Genomic DNA, 15,725 nt, shown 5'->3' on the forward strand with positions numbered 1-15,725 from the left:
GAGCGGCCCGATGGAAGTCAAAGAGCTCGGTCACCTCGTCCTCTACGTGCGCAACCTCGATCGGTCGGCGACCTTCTACCGCGACGTGCTCGGGTGGCGGCAGATCCTCCCCGAGGGCGGCCGCTCGGTCGGCTTCCCGGCGGCCGCGTTCTCGTCGGGCCGCACGCACCACGAGCTGCTCCTGATCGAGGTCGGCGAGGACGCGCAGGCGTTGCCGCAGGGGCGCCACGTCGGCCTGTATCACTTCGGTCTCAAGGTCGGCGACACCGACGACGACCTGCGCGCCGCAGTCGCGCGTCTGCGCGAGACCGGCACCACGATCGTCGGCGCGACCGATCACACGGTGACGCACAGCCTGTACATCCTCGATCCCGACGGCAACGAGATCGAGCTCTACATCGACGTGGCCGGTGTCGACTGGGTGAACGAGCCCGCGCTGATCGGCGCGCCGGGCCGCGAGCTGCGCCTGTAGCGGTTCGGCGACTCCGCCGTTCAGCTCTGCAGGTGCTGCGCGAAGTGTCCGAGCAGGCGCGCCCACGCGTCGGTCGCCGCGGCCTCGTCGTAGCTCTCGGATCCGTCGCGCATGAAGCCGTGCGTCGCCTCGGGGTACACGACGGTCTCCGGATGGTGCGCGACGACGGCCGCGATGTCGGCCTCGGGGATGTACGGATCGCGCCCGCCGAACAGGAGCAGCGTCGGGCAGCGCGGGGTGCCGAGCTCCTGCGCGATGCGCGCACCGTAGAAGCCGACCGCCGCCGCGAACGTGTCGCCCTCGAGCGCGCTGCGGTAGGTGAGCAGCCCGCCCATGCAGAAGCCGGTCACGCCCACGCAGTCCGCGCCGAGCGCGCGCAAGGTCGCGGCCGCGCCGTCGAGGTCGGCGCGCACCTGCTCGGGTCGCATCGAGCCCATCAGCGTCGCGAAGTCGCCCGCCTCGCTCCCGCCGGCGCGGAAGAACAGGTCCGGCGCGATCGCGGCGTAGCCCGCGGTCGCCAGCCGCTGACAGACGCGCAACAGCTGCGCGCTGATGCCGTTGCCCTCGTGGATGACGACGACGCCCGGCCACGGTGGATCCACCGCGGGGCGGGCGAGGAAGTACGGGAGTGCGAGGTCGGTCACGGTGCCCATGCTGCCAGGGGCGGCCCTCACCGACATTGTGACGATTTGTGGCCGCGGTGCTACGGTCCGTCGTATTCGGGCGGAGCGTTGTGGGGGCGGGGACGATGCACAACTCACAGCGCGGGTCGGTGCGGCGGGCGCTCGCGGTCGGCTTGGCGGTCGCATCGGTCTGCGTGATCGCGACCGGGCGCATGCCGTCGACGTCGGCGTCGCCGGCGCGGGTCGCGGCGCCCAACAGTCATCCGAACGTCCTGTTGCTGGTCGCCGACGACCAGACCGGTTCGACGTTCGACCGCACGGTGATGCCGCACGTGTTCTCGCAGTTGGTCGACCAAGGAGTGCTGTTCGACCGCACCTACGTCGACACGTCGTTGTGCTGCCCGTCGCGCGCCCAGATGTTCACCGGCCTGAACGCGACCGACAGCGGCGTCGCGAAGAACCTCGATGTGCTGACGCGTCCGAACATCGTGCAGGCGTTCCACGATCAGGGCTACCGCACCTTGCTCGCGGGCAAGTACCTGAACAGCCAGCCGTGCCGGTACGAAGACCTGTCGCAGTTCGACGAGGCGTATTGCTACGGGCGCGGCCACTCGGCCGAGAAGAACCCGTACATCGACGTCAACGGGCGCGAGACGAAGTTCACCGGATACGCGCCCGACATTCTCGGCAACTACGTCCAGCACTTCATCGACACGACGCCCGCCGACGAACCGTTCTTCGCGATCTACTCGCCGAAGGACCCGCATCTCCCGGCCGACGACGACCGCTTCGACAACCTCCCGGTTCCGAAATACCGACCGCCGAGCTTCGACGAAGACACCGAGCACGACGGCAAGCCGCAGTACATGCAGCGCGGTCCGCTACGAAAGGCGGAGATCGCGCACCTCGACTCGAACTACGCGGACATGTACCGCAGCAGCCGTGGTCTCGACGATGCCGTCGGGAACATCCTCACGGCGCTCGGTCCCCGCGCCGACAACACGATCGTCGTCTACATCTCCGACAACGGCTTCATGTACGGAGAGCACCGCCGGGTCGCCGAGAAGATCGTTCCGTACGAGGAGTCGGTGCGCGTGCCGATGGTCGTGCGCGACCCGATGGTGCACTCGACTTCGAATCCGGCCGTGAGTCAAGCGCTCGTGGAGAACATCGACATCGCGCCGACGATCGCGGCGCAGGCCGGGATCGACTGGCACGCCGACGGGCAGTCGCTCCTGCCGCTGCTCTCGGGCACTGCGCAGCAGGTGCGCGACAGCGTGCTCCTCGAGTACTGCCAGGCGCGCGCGGGCACCGCGTGCTGGACGAAGGGGCACGGCTCGAGCGCCGCCCCGGACATCAACGGCGGAGGCGTGCCGGCGTTCGTCGGCGTGGTGACGAGCGACGCGAAGTACGTCGAGTACGCGACCGGTGAGAAGGAGCTCTACGACCTCGCCGACGATCCCTACGAGCTCGTGAACCACGCAGGCGATCGAAGGTGGGCGGCGCGCGAGCAATCGCTCTCGAAGCAGCTCCGCGCCCTTCGCGACGGCACGCCGCTCGACACCACCATCGTGACCGGGCCGTCGGGCATCGTCGCGCCCGGATCGCAGACGTTCACGTACTTCGCACCGGCCCGGACCGCGCGGTACCGCTGTCGCCTCTCGAGCGATGCGGGAAGCGGCAAGTGGACCGGGTGCGACGGGCAGGCGACGACGGTCGGACCCTTGTCGCCCGGCCACTACGTGTTCAGCGTCGCGGCGACCGTCGGCAAACGCGACAAGAGTCCGGCGCGGCGCGCGTTCACCGTGAGCGCGTCGGTTCCGGCGGTGAGCGTGAACGACGTGCGCGTGAAGGAATCGGCGCCCGCGGCGAAACGCGCCGCGCGCTTCAAGATCACGCTCGATCGTCCGGCCGCGGGTCCGGTCTCGGTCGACTACCGAACCGACGACGGGACCGCGCAGTCGCCGGACGACTTCGCGGCCACTTCGGGAACCGTGAAGTTCGCGGCGGGCGCGACGACGGCGATCGTGAGCGTGCCGGTCGTCGACGACTCGGTCCACGAGAGCCCGGAGACATTCGAGCTACGCGTGTATCAACCCGACGGCGTGACCATCGGGGACGGCAGCGGAACCGGCACGATCCTCGACGACGACCGCGCGCCCGCGGTGTCGGTCGGCGGTGCGAGCGTCGTGGAGGGCGACGGTCCCGGCACCGAGCTGCGTTTCCCGGTGCGATTGAGCGCGCCGAGCGGGACGCCGATCGTCGTGCGGTTCCGTACCGTCGCAGGAACCGCGGCGGAAGGTCAGGACTACACCACGACCGGCGGGACGGTGACGTTCGCGGCGGGTCAGACCGAAGCCGACGCCGACGTCGCGGTCGTCGGTGACGCGCAGCCGGAACCGAACCAGACGATGTCGCTGCGCCTCGAGTCGGCGGGCGACGCCCGGCTCGCATCAACCTCGGCGGTCGGCACAATTCGCGACGACGACCCCGCGCCGCCGGCGGCGCCGCTCATCGCCGGCCCGTTGCTCGCGGGCACCCGGCCGACCGTGAGCCTCGAACGCGGACCCGTGGTGACCGAAGGCAACTCCGGCGTTCGCGACGCAACCTTCACGGTGCGCGTGTCGAGACGCGTCAACCGCGAGATCGCGATCGCGTACGCGACGCACGACGGAAGCGCGATCGCGAACACCGACTATCGACCGACGTCGGGAACCGTTGTCGTCCCTGCCGGCGCGACGCGCGCACTCGTGCGCGTCCCCGTGTTCGGTGACGCGCTCGACGAGCCCGACGAGCACTTCACGCTGACGCTCTCGAACCCCGTCGACGCCACGCTGGCGCCGAGCACTTCGAGCGCGACCGCGACGATCGCCAACGACGACTGGGCGCCGACGGTCGCGCTGCTCGACGATGCGATCGTCTCGGGACGCGACGGTCGCGCCGTTTTCCAAGTGGGACTGACCGCGCCGAGCGGACGACCGGTCACCGTCGACTACGCAACGAGCGACGTGGAGCAGGACCGCACCGCGGCGCGCGGATCGTTCGTGATCCCCGCCGGCACGACGACGAGCACCTTCGCGGTTCCCGTCGTCGGTGGTCCGCAAGTCGCACGCGACGGGCGCTTCCTCGTGCAGTTCACCGGCGCAACGAACGCCGAGCTTGCCGCCGACGACTACGGCGCGTACGGACTGATCCGGCATGTCGACGAGACGGTCGCGATCGCGGCTTCGAGCGCGCGCATCGTCGACGCGGCCCGCCCGTCCACCGGAGCCGGCGGAGTACGCCACTTCTGACCCGCCCATCGGGAGCGCGTCGCGTCGGCGCGCGCTCCCTCGAAGCATCGGCTTGGTGTGTGCGCCGGGGTAGGTTCGAACCATGAGCGACGTCGGCAGCCGGATTCGGCGCCTCGTCGCGCGCTCGCGCGAGCAGGTGGTGGTCGCCGCCCTGGTCGGAGTCGTCACCGGTCTCGCGGTCGCCGGCTTCGAACGGCTGACGGTGAACGTCGTCTTCGACCGCGGGGTCGCACACTTCCCACTCTGGCTCCTCGCGGTCACGCCCGGTCTCGGCCTCGCGGTCGCGACGCTGTGGCTGCGACGCGTGGGCCACGGCGTCACGCCGGCGACGGCCGACGAGTACATCGGCTCGTTCCACGACGGCCGGCCGCTCCGTCTCGCTGATCTCGTGCATCGCGTCGTCGGTGCGGTCGCGACGCTCGGAAGTGGTGGCGCGATGGGGCTCGAGGGCCCGTCGATCTACATCGGCGCGACCTTCGGCTCGCTCGTGCAACAGCGTTTCGGCACGCGCCTGCGATCGATGGACCGCAATGTGCTCCTCGTCGCGGGCGCGGCCGCGGGCATCGCCGCGATCTTCAAGGCGCCGGCGACCGGCGCGATCTTCGCGATCGAGGTCCCCTATCAAGAGGACCTCGCGCGGCGAACGCTGCTGCCCGCGCTCGTCGGTGGCGCCACCGGCTACCTCGGCCTCGTGGCGATCAACGGCACGGTGCCCCTCTTTCCGATCCACGGTGCGCCGCCGTTCTCGTTCGTCGATCTCACGGGTGCGGCCGCGCTCGGGCTTGCCGCCGCGCTCTGCGCCCGCGCGTTCGCCTGGTTGCTGCATCGCGCGAAGGACTTCGCGGCCGGCGCGAATCCCGTGGTCGGGGTCGTCGGCGCGGGCGCGTCGATTGCGGTGCTCTTCGCGATCGGCCGCGGGTTGACCGGACAGTCGCTCGTGCTCACGCCGGGCTATTCGGTCGTCACCTGGGCGCTCGATCCGAAACACGGGATCGCGTTACTCCTCGCGGTGCTCGTGCTGCGATGTCTCGCGACCGGCGCGACGGTCGCGGGCGGCGGCGTCGGCGGGCTGTTCGTGCCGCTCGTCGTCGCGGGCGCCTTGCTCGGGCGCGCGTTCGCGGGCGCGCTCGGCCAGGCCGACACGTCGCTGTTCCTCGTCGTCGGGATCGCCGCGTTCCTCGGCGCCGGCTACCGCGTCCCGCTCGCGGCGGTGATGTTCGTCGCCGAGGCGACCGGCCGGCCCGGTTTCGTCGTGCCCGGTCTCATCGCGGCCGTGGTCGCCGAGCTCGTGATGGGCGATGTGTCGGTCACGACCTATCAGGTGCGACCGAAAGCGACATGAATGCCATCGAAGCGCTCACCCTTCTAGTCTGGTAAATCCAGCCAGGGCGACGAAGGGATTCCCGTGCCACCTGCGAGGAAGATGTCGGTCGCGCACAAAGCCGCGCTTGCGAAGGGTCGCGAGCAGGCGAATGCGGTGCGCGCCTATTTGGAGGCGTTGGAGGCGAACCGGCCCAAGCGGGGTCGCAAACGGACGCCCGAGTCGATCGCGAAACGAATCGCGACGATCGACGCGCAGTACGAGACCGCCGGCTCGCTCACCGCGCTGCAGTTGTTGCAAGAACGCAAGAATCTCGAGACCGAGTTGCGCGTCATGGAGCGCGACTCCGCGCCCGATCTCGATCGGTTGCAGCGCGCGTTCGTGAAGCATGCGCGCGCGTACGGCGAGGCGAAGGGCATCGAGCACGCGACGTGGCGCGAGATCGGTGTCTCCGCCGACCTGCTGCGCGAGGCGGGAATCACGCGCGGGCGCTGAACCCGACGCGCGTCAGTCGCGCGTCAGTCGCGCGCCATCCCGACGACGGGCTCGGCGAGCTTCGTCGCGCCCGTGGAGCCGCGGAACGTCGCGTCGCCGAAGGAGAAGATGCCGCCGTCCGAGGCGGCGAGCCAGTAGCCGTGGCCGCTCGGTGTGCGGGCCATGCCGACGATCGGCGCCGCGAGCTTGATCGCGCCGGTCGAGCCGCGGAACGTCGCGTCGCCGAAGGAGAAGATGCCGCCGTCGGATGCGACGAGCCAGTAGCCGTGGCCACTTGGCGTCCGTTCCATGCCGACGATCGGTGCGTGCAGGTGCAGCGCGCCCGTTGATCCGTGGAAGGCGGCGTCGCCGAAGCTGAAGATGCCGCCGTCGGATGCGACGAGCCAGTAGCCGTGGCCGCTCGGTGTGCGGGCCATGCCGACGATCGGCGCCGCGAGCCTCATCGCGCCGGTCGAGCCTCGGAAGACCGCATCACCGAACGAGAAGATGCCGCCGTCCGAAGCGACGAGCCAATAGCCCGCATTGCTCGGCGTCGATGCCATTCCGACGATCGGCGCCGCGAGACGCAGGTCGCCCGTCGAGCCCTCGAACGGCCGGTTGAACGCGAAGATCCCGCCGTCCGACGCGACCAGCCAGTAGCCGGGGCCACCCGTGCCCGCCATGCCCACGATCGGACGGTTGAGCGGGAGGTTGCCGGTCGAGCCGCAGAACGGCGCGCCGCCGAACGAGAAGATCCCGCCGTCCCGCGCGACGAGCCAATAGCCGGTGTGACTCGACTGCTGCTTGCACGTCGACGGCAACGGCGCAGGCGGCGCCGGCGGGGGAACGCCCTGCGGTCCCGCGTATGCGGTCACGCCCGCGTCGGTTCCGATGAGGAGGAGGCCGAGCGCGCTCGACGGTGACGCGAAGTGCGGCACCGCGCCGAGCGCGTATGTCGCGAGCGTTCCGCCGGTCGCGGGGTTCAGCGCGTACATCGTGCCGCCCGGCCACGCGACCGACCACAGCGCGCCGCCCGCGAGGATCGGCGGGCCCGCGGTGCTCACTGCCGGCCCGGCCCATCCGAGCGCCGCCGAGTGGTGCCCGGCATCGATGTTCACCTCGCGCACGCGCTCCTGACACGGGACGAAGAGATGACTGCCGTCGAACGCGGTGCCGCCGAGCGCGTTGCCCGTGCAGACCGTCAGCGAGTCGAGCTCCGCGAGGTTGGTCGTCGACAGCAGGTAGCCGACGTGCTGCTTGCCGACCTCGAAGATCATGTTGTTGCCGACGAGCGATGGACCCGACGAGCCGAGGTCCTCGTCGTCGACTGCGTTCGTGCCCGAGAAGTTGGCGATCCGGTGCAGCGTGGGATCGAGCTTGAGGACGCTCTCGCCGTAGTCGCCCGTGCCCGTGACCGCGTTCGGGTTGCCGGTCGCGACATAGACATTGCCGGACCCGTCGATCGACGGTCCGTTCGTCGCCCAGATCGCGCCGAGACCCGTGTGCGGCGTCGGGTCGAACGACACCTTGCCCGCGCCGGACTCGGTGACCGACACGACCCAACCGTGATACGGACCGCAGTCACCGGCGTAGCCGCCGAAGCCGACGTACACGCGCCCGTTGCCGAGTACGAGTCCCGCGCGCTGCTGGATGTAGAGCGGGTTCTGTGCGGTGCTCGGCGGGTCGACGTTCACCGACAGCACGACGTTGCCCGTGTAGACGTCGAGCGCGACGAGCTGATGGTGAATGACGCGGTTCGCGTCCTGGTTCGCGGCGACGACGAACACCTCGTGACGCGCGGTGTCGACCACCGGCGTCGATGTGATGCCGAGCGGATCGATGTCACCGCAGCCGACCTGCGCGACGACGCCGGTCACCGGGGTGCCGACGTGATTGCGCCAGAGGATGTGTCCGTCGTGCGCGTCGAGCGCGTACACGGTGTCGTTCTCGGTCGCCGTGATGACGCGACCCGCGAAGACGACCGGTTGGGCGTAGACGTTCTGGTCGAGTCCCGTCGTCCACGCGTGGTGCGCGGGAAGCAGCGCGGGCGCGGTCGTGTCGACGCCGGTGTGCTGCGCGTTGCCGTGGTACTGCGGCCACGTGCTCGCGGCCTGCGCGACGCTCGCGTTCGCGAACACGGTCAAGAGCGCAGCTGCGAGCACGACGGCACGCGTGAGCCCCGGGCGGCGGGTCATCGGAGTTCAGTGTGCCCGGGCGTGATCGGGCCGCAAACGGGCTCGGTCGGATCAGACCCGGGTGAGCGTGGTGCGGGGGTGGCGGCCGTCGACGTAGCCGATGAACGGCGGTGAGATGTTGTAGCCGAGCAGCTCCTGCAGCCGTTCCGGCAGCGTCGCGACGACGGCCGGCGGCACCGCGAGGACGTGGTTCTCGACCGGCCGCAGCCACGACACGGCGTAGTGCAACACGACACCCGTTCGCGATTGCGGAGTGTGATTCGCGCCGCCGCCGTGCCACAGGCTGCCGAGGTAGAGCAGCGCGGCACCCGCGGGCAGCGTGACGGCCGTGACCGCGTCGTCCGGAGTGGGAAAGCGGTCGGTCCAACGATGGCTGCCGTCGACGATGCGCGTCGCGCCGTTGTCGACAGTGAAGTCGTCGAGCGGCCACATGACGTTGACGACCAGCTCCGCGTGCGGCCGCGGGATCGGATAGATCGCGTCGTCGGGGTGCAGCGGTTGGTCGACCTCGCCGGGACCGATCTCGATGCCTGTCGGCGCGCTCAGCTGGTAGTGGTGGAGTACGCGGTCGAGCACCGACAGCACGAGCGGATGCGTCGCCGCGCCGTCGAACGCGCGCGTCTTGGCGAACAGGGCGTAGACGCGCCGGGTGCGGTGGCCTTCGAAGTCGTCCCGGCCGAACGGGGTCGACGCGATGATGTCGGCGAGCTCGGCGCGGGCCCGTGCGAGCGCGTCGGGCTCGAGCGCGTCGTCCACGACCGCCCAGCCGATGTCGGCGAGGCGCTCGGAGATCTCGTCCGCGGTGTCCATCGCAACCTTCCCCAAGGGAATATGCTGGTGGAGCCTAACCCTCCCTAGGGGAATGTCAATGACGCGACCGTCGACCCCGGATCTGAACGCGACCCAAGGCGCGCTGCTCGGGTTCCTGCACCGTGGCCAGAAGACGGGCTGGGACCTGCTCCAGGAGGCGGCCGCGGGCCTGGCCCGGTTCTGGAACGTCACGTCGAGCCACGTGTACCGGGAGCTCAAGACGCTCGAGGACCGCGGCCTCATCCGCGCGCGCGAGCGGGGCACCCGCGCTCGGCGTCCGTACGAGATCACCGCGCGCGGACGAACCGCCTTCGCGACCTGGATCGCACAGGACCCGGGTCCGGAGCAGATCCGCATCCCGTTGCTCGTGTCGCTCTGGTTCGCGGAGCACCTCGATGACGCGACCGTCGCCGGTTTCGTCGCGAGCCATCGGGAGATGCACGAGTCCCGCCTCGCGGAGTACCGCGCGGTCGAGGGGCAACTCGTCCACGGCGACCCTCACGTGCGCGCGGTGGTGCAGTTCGGCATCGCGTACGAGGAGGCGTCCCTCGAATGGCTCGCGTCGCTGCCGGCGGAGCTTTCCGGGCGCGCGCGCTCCGCTCGCCGCGACTGACGCCTCGAGGCGGCCGACGACTCGGATCAGCCGGCTCGCGGTCGAAGCGATACGTTCACGCGCGTGGTGTCGCGAGCCCATCGGGCCGAGCTCTCGCTGACCGAGTGGACCGTGCTCGGTGTCGTCGCCGAGCGCCCGACGCACGGTTGGCCGGTCGTGCAGGAGCTCGCGCCCGAGGGCGCGATCGGTCGCATCTGGACCGTGTCGCGCCCGCTCGTCTACCGCGCGCTCGCGACGCTGACCGTCGGGGGTCTCATCGAGGAGTGCGGCGAGGTCGAGGGCGCGCGCGGGCCGCGCCGCACGATCGTGCGGGCGACGCGCGCGGGGCGCGCCGCGCTGCGGTGGTGGCTCGACGAGCCCGTCGACCACGTGCGGGAGGTGCGGAGCACGCTGCTCGTGAAGCTCGCGCTGCGGGAGCGCGCGGGGCGCGATTCGTCCGCCCTCATCGACCGTCAGCTCGACCGCCTCGAGCCCGTGTTGGCGGCCGTCACGCGCCGGGGGTCGCACGGTGGCTTCGACGCGGTGCTCGGCAGCTGGCGCCGCGAGCAGGCGCTCGCGGTCCGGCGCTTCCTCCGGGCCCAAGCGGACACGTCCTGACCGCTCGCGCGTACGCTCCGCCCGCATCGAGATGACGGAAGCGGGGGCTGCGTGAGCAGGTTCGCGGGCAAGGTCGCCATCGTCACCGGCGGCGGATCGGGGATCGGGCGCGCCACGGCGCGGCGGCTGGCGTCGGAAGGCGCGGCGGTGACCGTCGCCGACCTGCGGTTCGAGGCCGCGGAACAGGTCGTCACGGAGATCGCCGAGGCGGGCGGCAGTGCGCGCGCGCAGGCCGTCGACGTCGCCGATGTCGACGCGGTCGCGGCGATGGTGCACGACACGGTCACCGCGTTCGGCGGGCTCGACGTGCTGCACAACAACGCGGCCGCCCTCGACCAGAACGCGCGCGACCAGGACGTCGTGACCATGGACCTCGACACGTGGCACCGCGTGCTCGACGTCAACCTCACCGGCGCGTTGCTCGGCTGCCGGTTCGCGATCCCCGCGATGCTCGAACGCGGCCGCGGCGCGATCGTGAACACCGCGTCCGCGGCCGCGTACTACGGCGGCACGTCGTTGCTCGCGTACAGCACCTCGAAGGCCGGCCTCGTCGCGCTCACGCGGAACGTCGCGACCGCATACGGCGAGCGCGGGATCCGCTGCAATGCGGTCGCACCCGGCGTCGTCGTCGCGCGCGAAGCGCAGGACGCGCTCGGCGGCCCGATGAGCGACCGCCTGCGCCGCTACACGACGAGTCATCTCATCGGCCGGCTCGGCTATCCCGAGGAGGTCGCGGCTGCGGTCGTCTTCCTCGCGTCCGAGGACGCGGCGTTCATCACCGGCGAGACTCTGCGCGTCGACGGCGGCTTCACCGCGCACACGCCGACCTACGCGACCGACCGCGAGCTCGAGCGGAAGGGCTGACGTGCGCGACATCCCCGACGGCGCGTTCGCAGGTTGGGAGCCGCCCGACTATCGCGTCGACACCGAAGGCAAGGTCGTCGGCGCGACGCCCGGCGAGCCCAACAACTGGAGACGTTGGGGCGACAACGACCAGATCGGCACGGCCAACCTCCTCTCCGCCGAGCGCGTCGCGGCCGCGGCCGCGCTCGTGAAGACCGGCAAGCGGTTCTCGCTCGCGCTGCCGATCGGATTGCCGACTCCGGGCGGCTACCGCTCCGAGCCGCTGCACTTCTACGGGATGGCCGCGGGAGACGCGGTGCTCGGCGGCGGGCGCGGGGGAGCGGCGTTCCCGACGTCGGACGACTACATCGTGATGGCGTTGCAGGCATCGACGCAGATCGACGGCTTCGGTCACGTCGGCGGCGACGGCACCCTCTACAACGGCTACTGGGCCGGGCTCGTCACCGCGTCGAGCCGCGCGCAGCGGCTCGGCATCCACAAGCTCGCGTCGGGGATCGTGGGCCGCGCCGTCGTGCTCGACGTCGCCCGCCATCTCGGTGTCGAGCACGTGGAGGTCGGATTCGGGATCGGACCCGACGAGCTCGACGGCGCGGCCGCGGCGCACGGTGTCGACGTGCGCGCCGGCGACATCGTGCTCGTGCACACCGGGCATCTCGAGTGGAAGCGCAACCTGCGCGCGAGCGATCCCGACGCGCGGACGCGCCACGAGCCCGGCATCTCGATGCGCGCGATCCCGTGGCTGCACGATCACGACGTCGCGATGATCGCGACCGACACCGCCGCGTGCCAGGTCGTGCCGGCCGAGAACGGCGCGCCGTTCCTCACGTGGCACGTCGCCGCGCTGCGCGACCTCGGTCTGCTCGTCGGCGAGCTGTTCGACCTGCGCGAGCTGGCGCAGGACTGCGCGACCGACGGCGTGCACGAAGGGTTCTTCGTCGCGGCGCCGCTGCCCGTCGTCGGCGGCAGCGGATCGCCGCTCAATCCGATCGTCATGAAATAACGGAGCCGGTGAGCGTTCGGCTCGAGGACGGAACGCGAGCTTCCGTGCCGAATCGAGCGAGCATGCGACCATGAAAATAAGGGAGACGCGTTGAGAACACCCATCTGCGACCGGCTCGGGATCGAGTTCCCACTGTTCGCCTTCTCACACTGCCGCGATGTCGTCGCCGCGGTCACGAACGCGGGCGGCTACGGCGTGCTCGGTGCGCTCGCCTTCAGTCCCGACCAGCTCGAGATCGAGCTGACGTGGATCGACGAGCACGTGAAGGGCAAGCCGTACGGCGTCGACTTCGCGATGCCGGAGAAGTTCGTCGGCAAGGGCGAGGACTTCGATTTCGCCTCGCTCGAGTCGATGGTCCCCGTCGCGCACCGGGAGTACGTCGAGCAGGTGCTCGCCGAGTTCGACGTGCCGCCGTTGCCGGAGGGCGTCGACGGCGTGATGAAGGCCGCGGGTCTCGGTGTCGAGCTGGAAGGCCCGGGCCAGGTCGAGATCGCGCTGCGGCACCCGGTGTCGATGCTCGTGAACGCGCTCGGTCCGCCGCCGGAGTACGCGGTCGAGGCCGCGCACGCGAAGGGTGTGCTCGTCGGCGCGCTCTCGGGAGCGACTCGGCACGCGCAACGCAACCTCGAGCGCGGCGTCGACGTGATCATCGCCCAGGGCACCGAAGCCGGCGGGCACACCGGCGAGATCTCGACGATGGTGCTCGTCCCCGAGATCGTCGACACGGTCGGACCCGACGTTCCCGTGCTCGCCGCCGGCGGCATCGGCCGCGGCCGGCAGATGGCCGCGGCGATCGCGCTCGGCGCGCAGGGCGCGTGGACCGGCTCGATCTGGCTCACGGTTGCGGAGTCCGACACCGAGCCGTGGGTCATCGAGAATCTGCTCGCGGCAGGCTTCGGCGACACCGTGCGCTCGCGCTCGATGACGGGCAAGCCCGCGCGCCAGCTGAAGACCGAGTGGACCGCAGCGTGGGAACGAGCGGACGCGCCCGACCCGCTCCCGATGCCGTTGCAGGGGATTCTCTATGCGCCCGCGGCGCACCGCTTCATGCGCGCGCAGTCGCGACCGCTGTCGGGGTCGCCGGTCGGGCAGATCGTCGGGCGCATGAACCAGGTGCGCGCCGCGAAGGACGTCGTCTACGACATCGTCGAGGAGTGGATCGAGACGACCCAGAAGATGTGTGACGACTCGGGCGACTGAGCTTTCGGTCGCGCTCGCTGGTCGTGCTGCACTACGCGTGACCGACGTCGTGCAGGTGGTGGATCGGGTCGTGGATGAAGTAGCGCGCGAACGACTCGACGGTGAAGTGCGCGCCGTCGCTGCGCGTTCCCGTGCGCGTCCACTGCTCGCCGCGCACGCCGTCGAAGTGCTCCGCGAGCTGCGCCGCGGCGGCGACGAGCTCGTCGGCGACGATGTCGGGGTCCTGCTCCCCGTAGCGCTCGGCCACCGCGGTTGCGTCCTGGTCCCAGTTCGCGTACTGCGGCGCGTCCTCGGCGAGCATGCGGGCGAGACGCTCGTCGTAGATGCGAAATACGTCCCGCACGTGGCACGCGTACTCGAGCGGTGACCACACGTCGGGACGCGGGCGCCGCGCTCTTCCTGCGCCGCGGAGCACCTGCTGCCACGACGCCGCGTTGGTGAGGATCGTCGAGCCGACGAGCTCACGGTCGAACGCGCGCGCGTCGAAACCGCAGTCGTCGCAGCGCCGCTCGAGCACCCACGTCCAGTCTTTGGAGTCGGGAACGATGTCCGGCGCGGTCACGCCGAGCGTTCTGCGGACGTCGTCGCGCCCACTCCGTCGGAGAACGCCGGTGGCACCCCCGCGAGACCGAGCTCGGCCGCCTCCTCGAACGCCTCGAGCGGGCCGTGCATCGCACCCTCGGGTGCGAGCGACGGCGGCAGGTTCCGGTAGACGAAGCCCGCCGCGACCAGCGACAGCGCGGCGCCGATCAGCACCGCGAAGTGCAGGCCGGCCACGAACGCGGAGTGCGCGCCGCTCGTCAGTGCCGTACTCGCGGAGCCGTGCAGCTTGCCCGCGACCTGGAGCGCACCCGCGATCGACGTGCGCGCGTCGGAGCGGTTGTGCCCGGACAGACCCGCGAGCAGATGTCCGACCTTCGACGCGTACTTCGAAGCGGCGATGCTTCCGATGATGGCGACACCGAGTGCCGCGCCGAGCTCGCGCGTCGCGTCGTTCATCGCGGAACCCGCGCCCGCGCGCCGGGCGGGCACCGCGCTCATGATCGACGCGGTCATCGGCGACATCGAGAGCGCGATCCCGGCGGTGAGCGGGATGACGCACACCACGACGTACGCGTACGGAGTGTGTGTCGTCAACGCGGTGAAGAGCAGGAGGCCGGCCGCGATCGAGAGCATGCCGAACGTGACGACGCGATGCGCGCCGAAGCGCTCGCACAACTTCGGTGTCAACGGCGCGACGACGAGCATGATCATCGCGATCGGCATCAGGCGCAGCGCGGCCGAGAGCGCGCTGTAGTTCAGTACGAGCTGGAAATACTGCGTGATCAAGAACATCACGCCGTACATCGCGGCGAACACGAGGATCATGCCGCCGGTGCCCGTGCTGAACGCCTTGTTGCGGAAGTAGTGCATGTCGACCATCGGCTCTTCGGAGCGCAGCTCCCACGCGACGAATGCGCCGAGCACGACGAGCGCCACCGCGAACGAGATCAGCGTGCTCGGGCTCAACCAGCCCTTGTCCGGCGCCTCGATGAGGCCGTAGACGAGGGCGACGATCCCGACGATCGAGAGGACCGATCCGCCCGGGTCGAAGCTCGCTTCGTGCGGGTCGCGCGACTTCGGCACGAGGAAGCGGCCCGCGACGAGCGCGAGCACGATGATCGGCACGTTGATGAGGAAGACGGATCCGAACCAGAAGTGACCGAGCAGGTAGCCGCTCGCCACTGGGCCGAACGCGCCCGACGCGCCTGTGAAGCTCGCCCAGATCGCGATCGCCTTCGGCCGTTCGTCGGGCGGGAAGACGTTGATGAGGATCGACAACGTCGACGGCATGATGAACGCACCGGCGGCGCCCATGATCGCCCGGCACGCGATCAGCTCCCACATCGCGGTCGACGCCGCCGCGAGGCTCGCGCCGACGAGGAACAAGAAGAGACCGAACTGCAGCGCGCCCTTGCGACCGAAGCGATCGCCGATCGCGCCGGTCGAGAACAACAGACCCGCGAAGACGAGCGAGTAGATCGCGACGACCCACTGCAATTGCGACTCCGTCGCGTGGAGGTCGCGTGAGAGCGTCGGGATCGTGACGTTGAGGCTCGAGTTCCCGACGAAGACGATCAGGAGGCTGAGGCACAGCACCGCGAGCGTCCACCAGCGCATGCGGTGCATGCGGTCGGCGCCGAGGTCGGTCGCGGGGGGAGCAGCGGGCATCGGGTCTCCGGCAGGGGGCGTCGGGGTTCGGCCGTTGGGCCGCAGGGTAAGT

14 protein-coding genes are annotated in these 15,725 nt (G+C 70.5%); 9 read left to right on the forward strand and 5 right to left on the reverse strand.

All coding sequences use genetic code 11. The features are described 5' to 3' along the window. The first annotated feature begins 10 nt into the window (after positions 1–10). Positions 11–472 (forward strand): VOC family protein, encoded by a 462-nt coding sequence (locus tag VH914_12610; GenBank protein ID HEX4492041.1) that lies wholly within the window; start codon positions 11–13, stop codon positions 470–472. 20 nt (positions 473–492) lie between these two features. Here the strand turns inward: VH914_12610 and VH914_12615 are convergent, their stop codons facing one another. Next, a complete protein-coding gene (locus tag VH914_12615; protein ID HEX4492042.1) occupies positions 493–1,116 on the reverse strand; it encodes a dienelactone hydrolase family protein in 624 nt (207 codons plus the stop codon). 104 nt (positions 1,117–1,220) lie between these two features. Here VH914_12615 and VH914_12620 point away from each other — a divergent pair, with 104 nt between their 5' ends. The 3 genes from VH914_12620 to VH914_12630 all read left to right on the forward strand — a co-directional run bounded on the left by VH914_12620 (position 1,221) and on the right by VH914_12630 (position 6,204). Beyond that, a complete protein-coding gene (locus VH914_12620) occupies positions 1,221–4,388 on the forward strand; it encodes a Calx-beta domain-containing protein (protein ID HEX4492043.1) in 3,168 nt (1,055 codons plus the stop codon). A gap of 82 nt (positions 4,389–4,470) precedes the next feature. Next, positions 4,471–5,730: a chloride channel protein gene (locus VH914_12625; GenBank protein ID HEX4492044.1), complete on the forward strand. Its 1,260-nt coding sequence runs from the start codon at positions 4,471–4,473 to the stop codon at positions 5,728–5,730. A 63-nt stretch (positions 5,731–5,793) separates the two neighbouring features. Further along, entirely contained in the window at positions 5,794–6,204 is a 411-nt protein-coding gene (locus VH914_12630) for a hypothetical protein (protein HEX4492045.1), read from the forward strand. A gap of 23 nt (positions 6,205–6,227) precedes the next feature. Here VH914_12630 and VH914_12635 read toward each other — a convergent pair whose 3' ends face one another. After that, positions 6,228–8,378 (reverse strand): PQQ-binding-like beta-propeller repeat protein, encoded by a 2,151-nt coding sequence (locus tag VH914_12635; GenBank protein ID HEX4492046.1) that lies wholly within the window; start codon positions 8,376–8,378, stop codon positions 6,228–6,230. Between the two features lie 51 nt (positions 8,379–8,429). Beyond that, on the reverse strand, positions 8,430–9,188 hold the full coding sequence (locus VH914_12640) for a phytanoyl-CoA dioxygenase family protein (GenBank protein HEX4492047.1): 759 nt from the start codon (positions 9,186–9,188) through the stop codon (positions 8,430–8,432). A 58-nt stretch (positions 9,189–9,246) separates the two neighbouring features. On the opposite strand from VH914_12640, the gene VH914_12645 reads away from it, so the two are divergent. The 5 genes from VH914_12645 (at position 9,247) to VH914_12665 (ending at position 13,462) form a co-directional block, all read left to right on the forward strand. Continuing rightward, complete coding sequence (locus VH914_12645; GenBank protein HEX4492048.1) at positions 9,247–9,801, forward strand: helix-turn-helix transcriptional regulator; 555 nt, start codon at positions 9,247–9,249, stop codon at positions 9,799–9,801. 63 nt (positions 9,802–9,864) lie between these two features. Then, positions 9,865–10,398 carry a PadR family transcriptional regulator gene (locus tag VH914_12650; GenBank protein ID HEX4492049.1) on the forward strand — a complete coding sequence of 178 codons (534 nt, stop codon included), beginning with the start codon at positions 9,865–9,867 and terminating at the stop codon, positions 10,396–10,398. Positions 10,399–10,449: 51 nt separating this feature from the next. Beyond that, positions 10,450–11,262, forward strand: coding sequence for a glucose 1-dehydrogenase (locus VH914_12655; GenBank protein ID HEX4492050.1), 813 nt, complete (start codon positions 10,450–10,452; stop codon positions 11,260–11,262). Position 11,263: 1 nt separating this feature from the next. Beyond that, positions 11,264–12,262, forward strand: a complete 999-nt coding sequence (locus VH914_12660; protein HEX4492051.1) for a cyclase family protein — start codon at positions 11,264–11,266, stop codon at positions 12,260–12,262. Between the two features lie 90 nt (positions 12,263–12,352). After that, entirely contained in the window at positions 12,353–13,462 is a 1,110-nt protein-coding gene (locus tag VH914_12665) for a nitronate monooxygenase family protein (GenBank protein ID HEX4492052.1), read from the forward strand. A 31-nt stretch (positions 13,463–13,493) separates the two neighbouring features. On the opposite strand, the gene VH914_12670 is transcribed toward VH914_12665, so the two are convergent. After that, entirely contained in the window at positions 13,494–14,024 is a 531-nt protein-coding gene (locus tag VH914_12670; GenBank protein ID HEX4492053.1) for a DinB family protein, read from the reverse strand. Next, complete coding sequence (locus tag VH914_12675; protein ID HEX4492054.1) at positions 14,021–15,673, reverse strand: MFS transporter; 1,653 nt, start codon at positions 15,671–15,673, stop codon at positions 14,021–14,023. The genes VH914_12670 and VH914_12675 overlap by 4 nt, the downstream gene beginning before the upstream one ends. Positions 15,674–15,725 lie beyond the last annotated feature (52 nt).

Source organism: Acidimicrobiia bacterium, assembly GCA_036271555.1.
Classification (GTDB): Bacteria; Actinomycetota; Acidimicrobiia; order IMCC26256; family PALSA-610; genus DATBAK01.

Bases quoted from the DNA above. Each gene is read 5' to 3' on its own strand.
- VH914_12610 (HEX4492041.1), top strand. From the start codon at position 11: ATGGAAGTCAAAGAGCTCGGTCACCTCGTCCTCTACGTGCGCAACCTC.
- VH914_12620 (HEX4492043.1), top strand. From the start codon at position 1,221: ATGCACAACTCACAGCGCGGGTCGGTGCGGCGGGCGCTCGCGGTCGGC.
- VH914_12625 (HEX4492044.1), top strand. From the start codon at position 4,471: ATGAGCGACGTCGGCAGCCGGATTCGGCGCCTCGTCGCGCGCTCGCGC.
- VH914_12635 (HEX4492046.1), bottom strand. From the start codon at position 8,378: ATGACCCGCCGCCCGGGGCTCACGCGTGCCGTCGTGCTCGCAGCTGCG.
- VH914_12640 (HEX4492047.1), bottom strand. From the start codon at position 9,188: ATGGACACCGCGGACGAGATCTCCGAGCGCCTCGCCGACATCGGCTGG.
- VH914_12645 (HEX4492048.1), top strand. From the start codon at position 9,247: ATGACGCGACCGTCGACCCCGGATCTGAACGCGACCCAAGGCGCGCTG.
- VH914_12675 (HEX4492054.1), bottom strand. From the start codon at position 15,673: ATGCCCGCTGCTCCCCCCGCGACCGACCTCGGCGCCGACCGCATGCAC.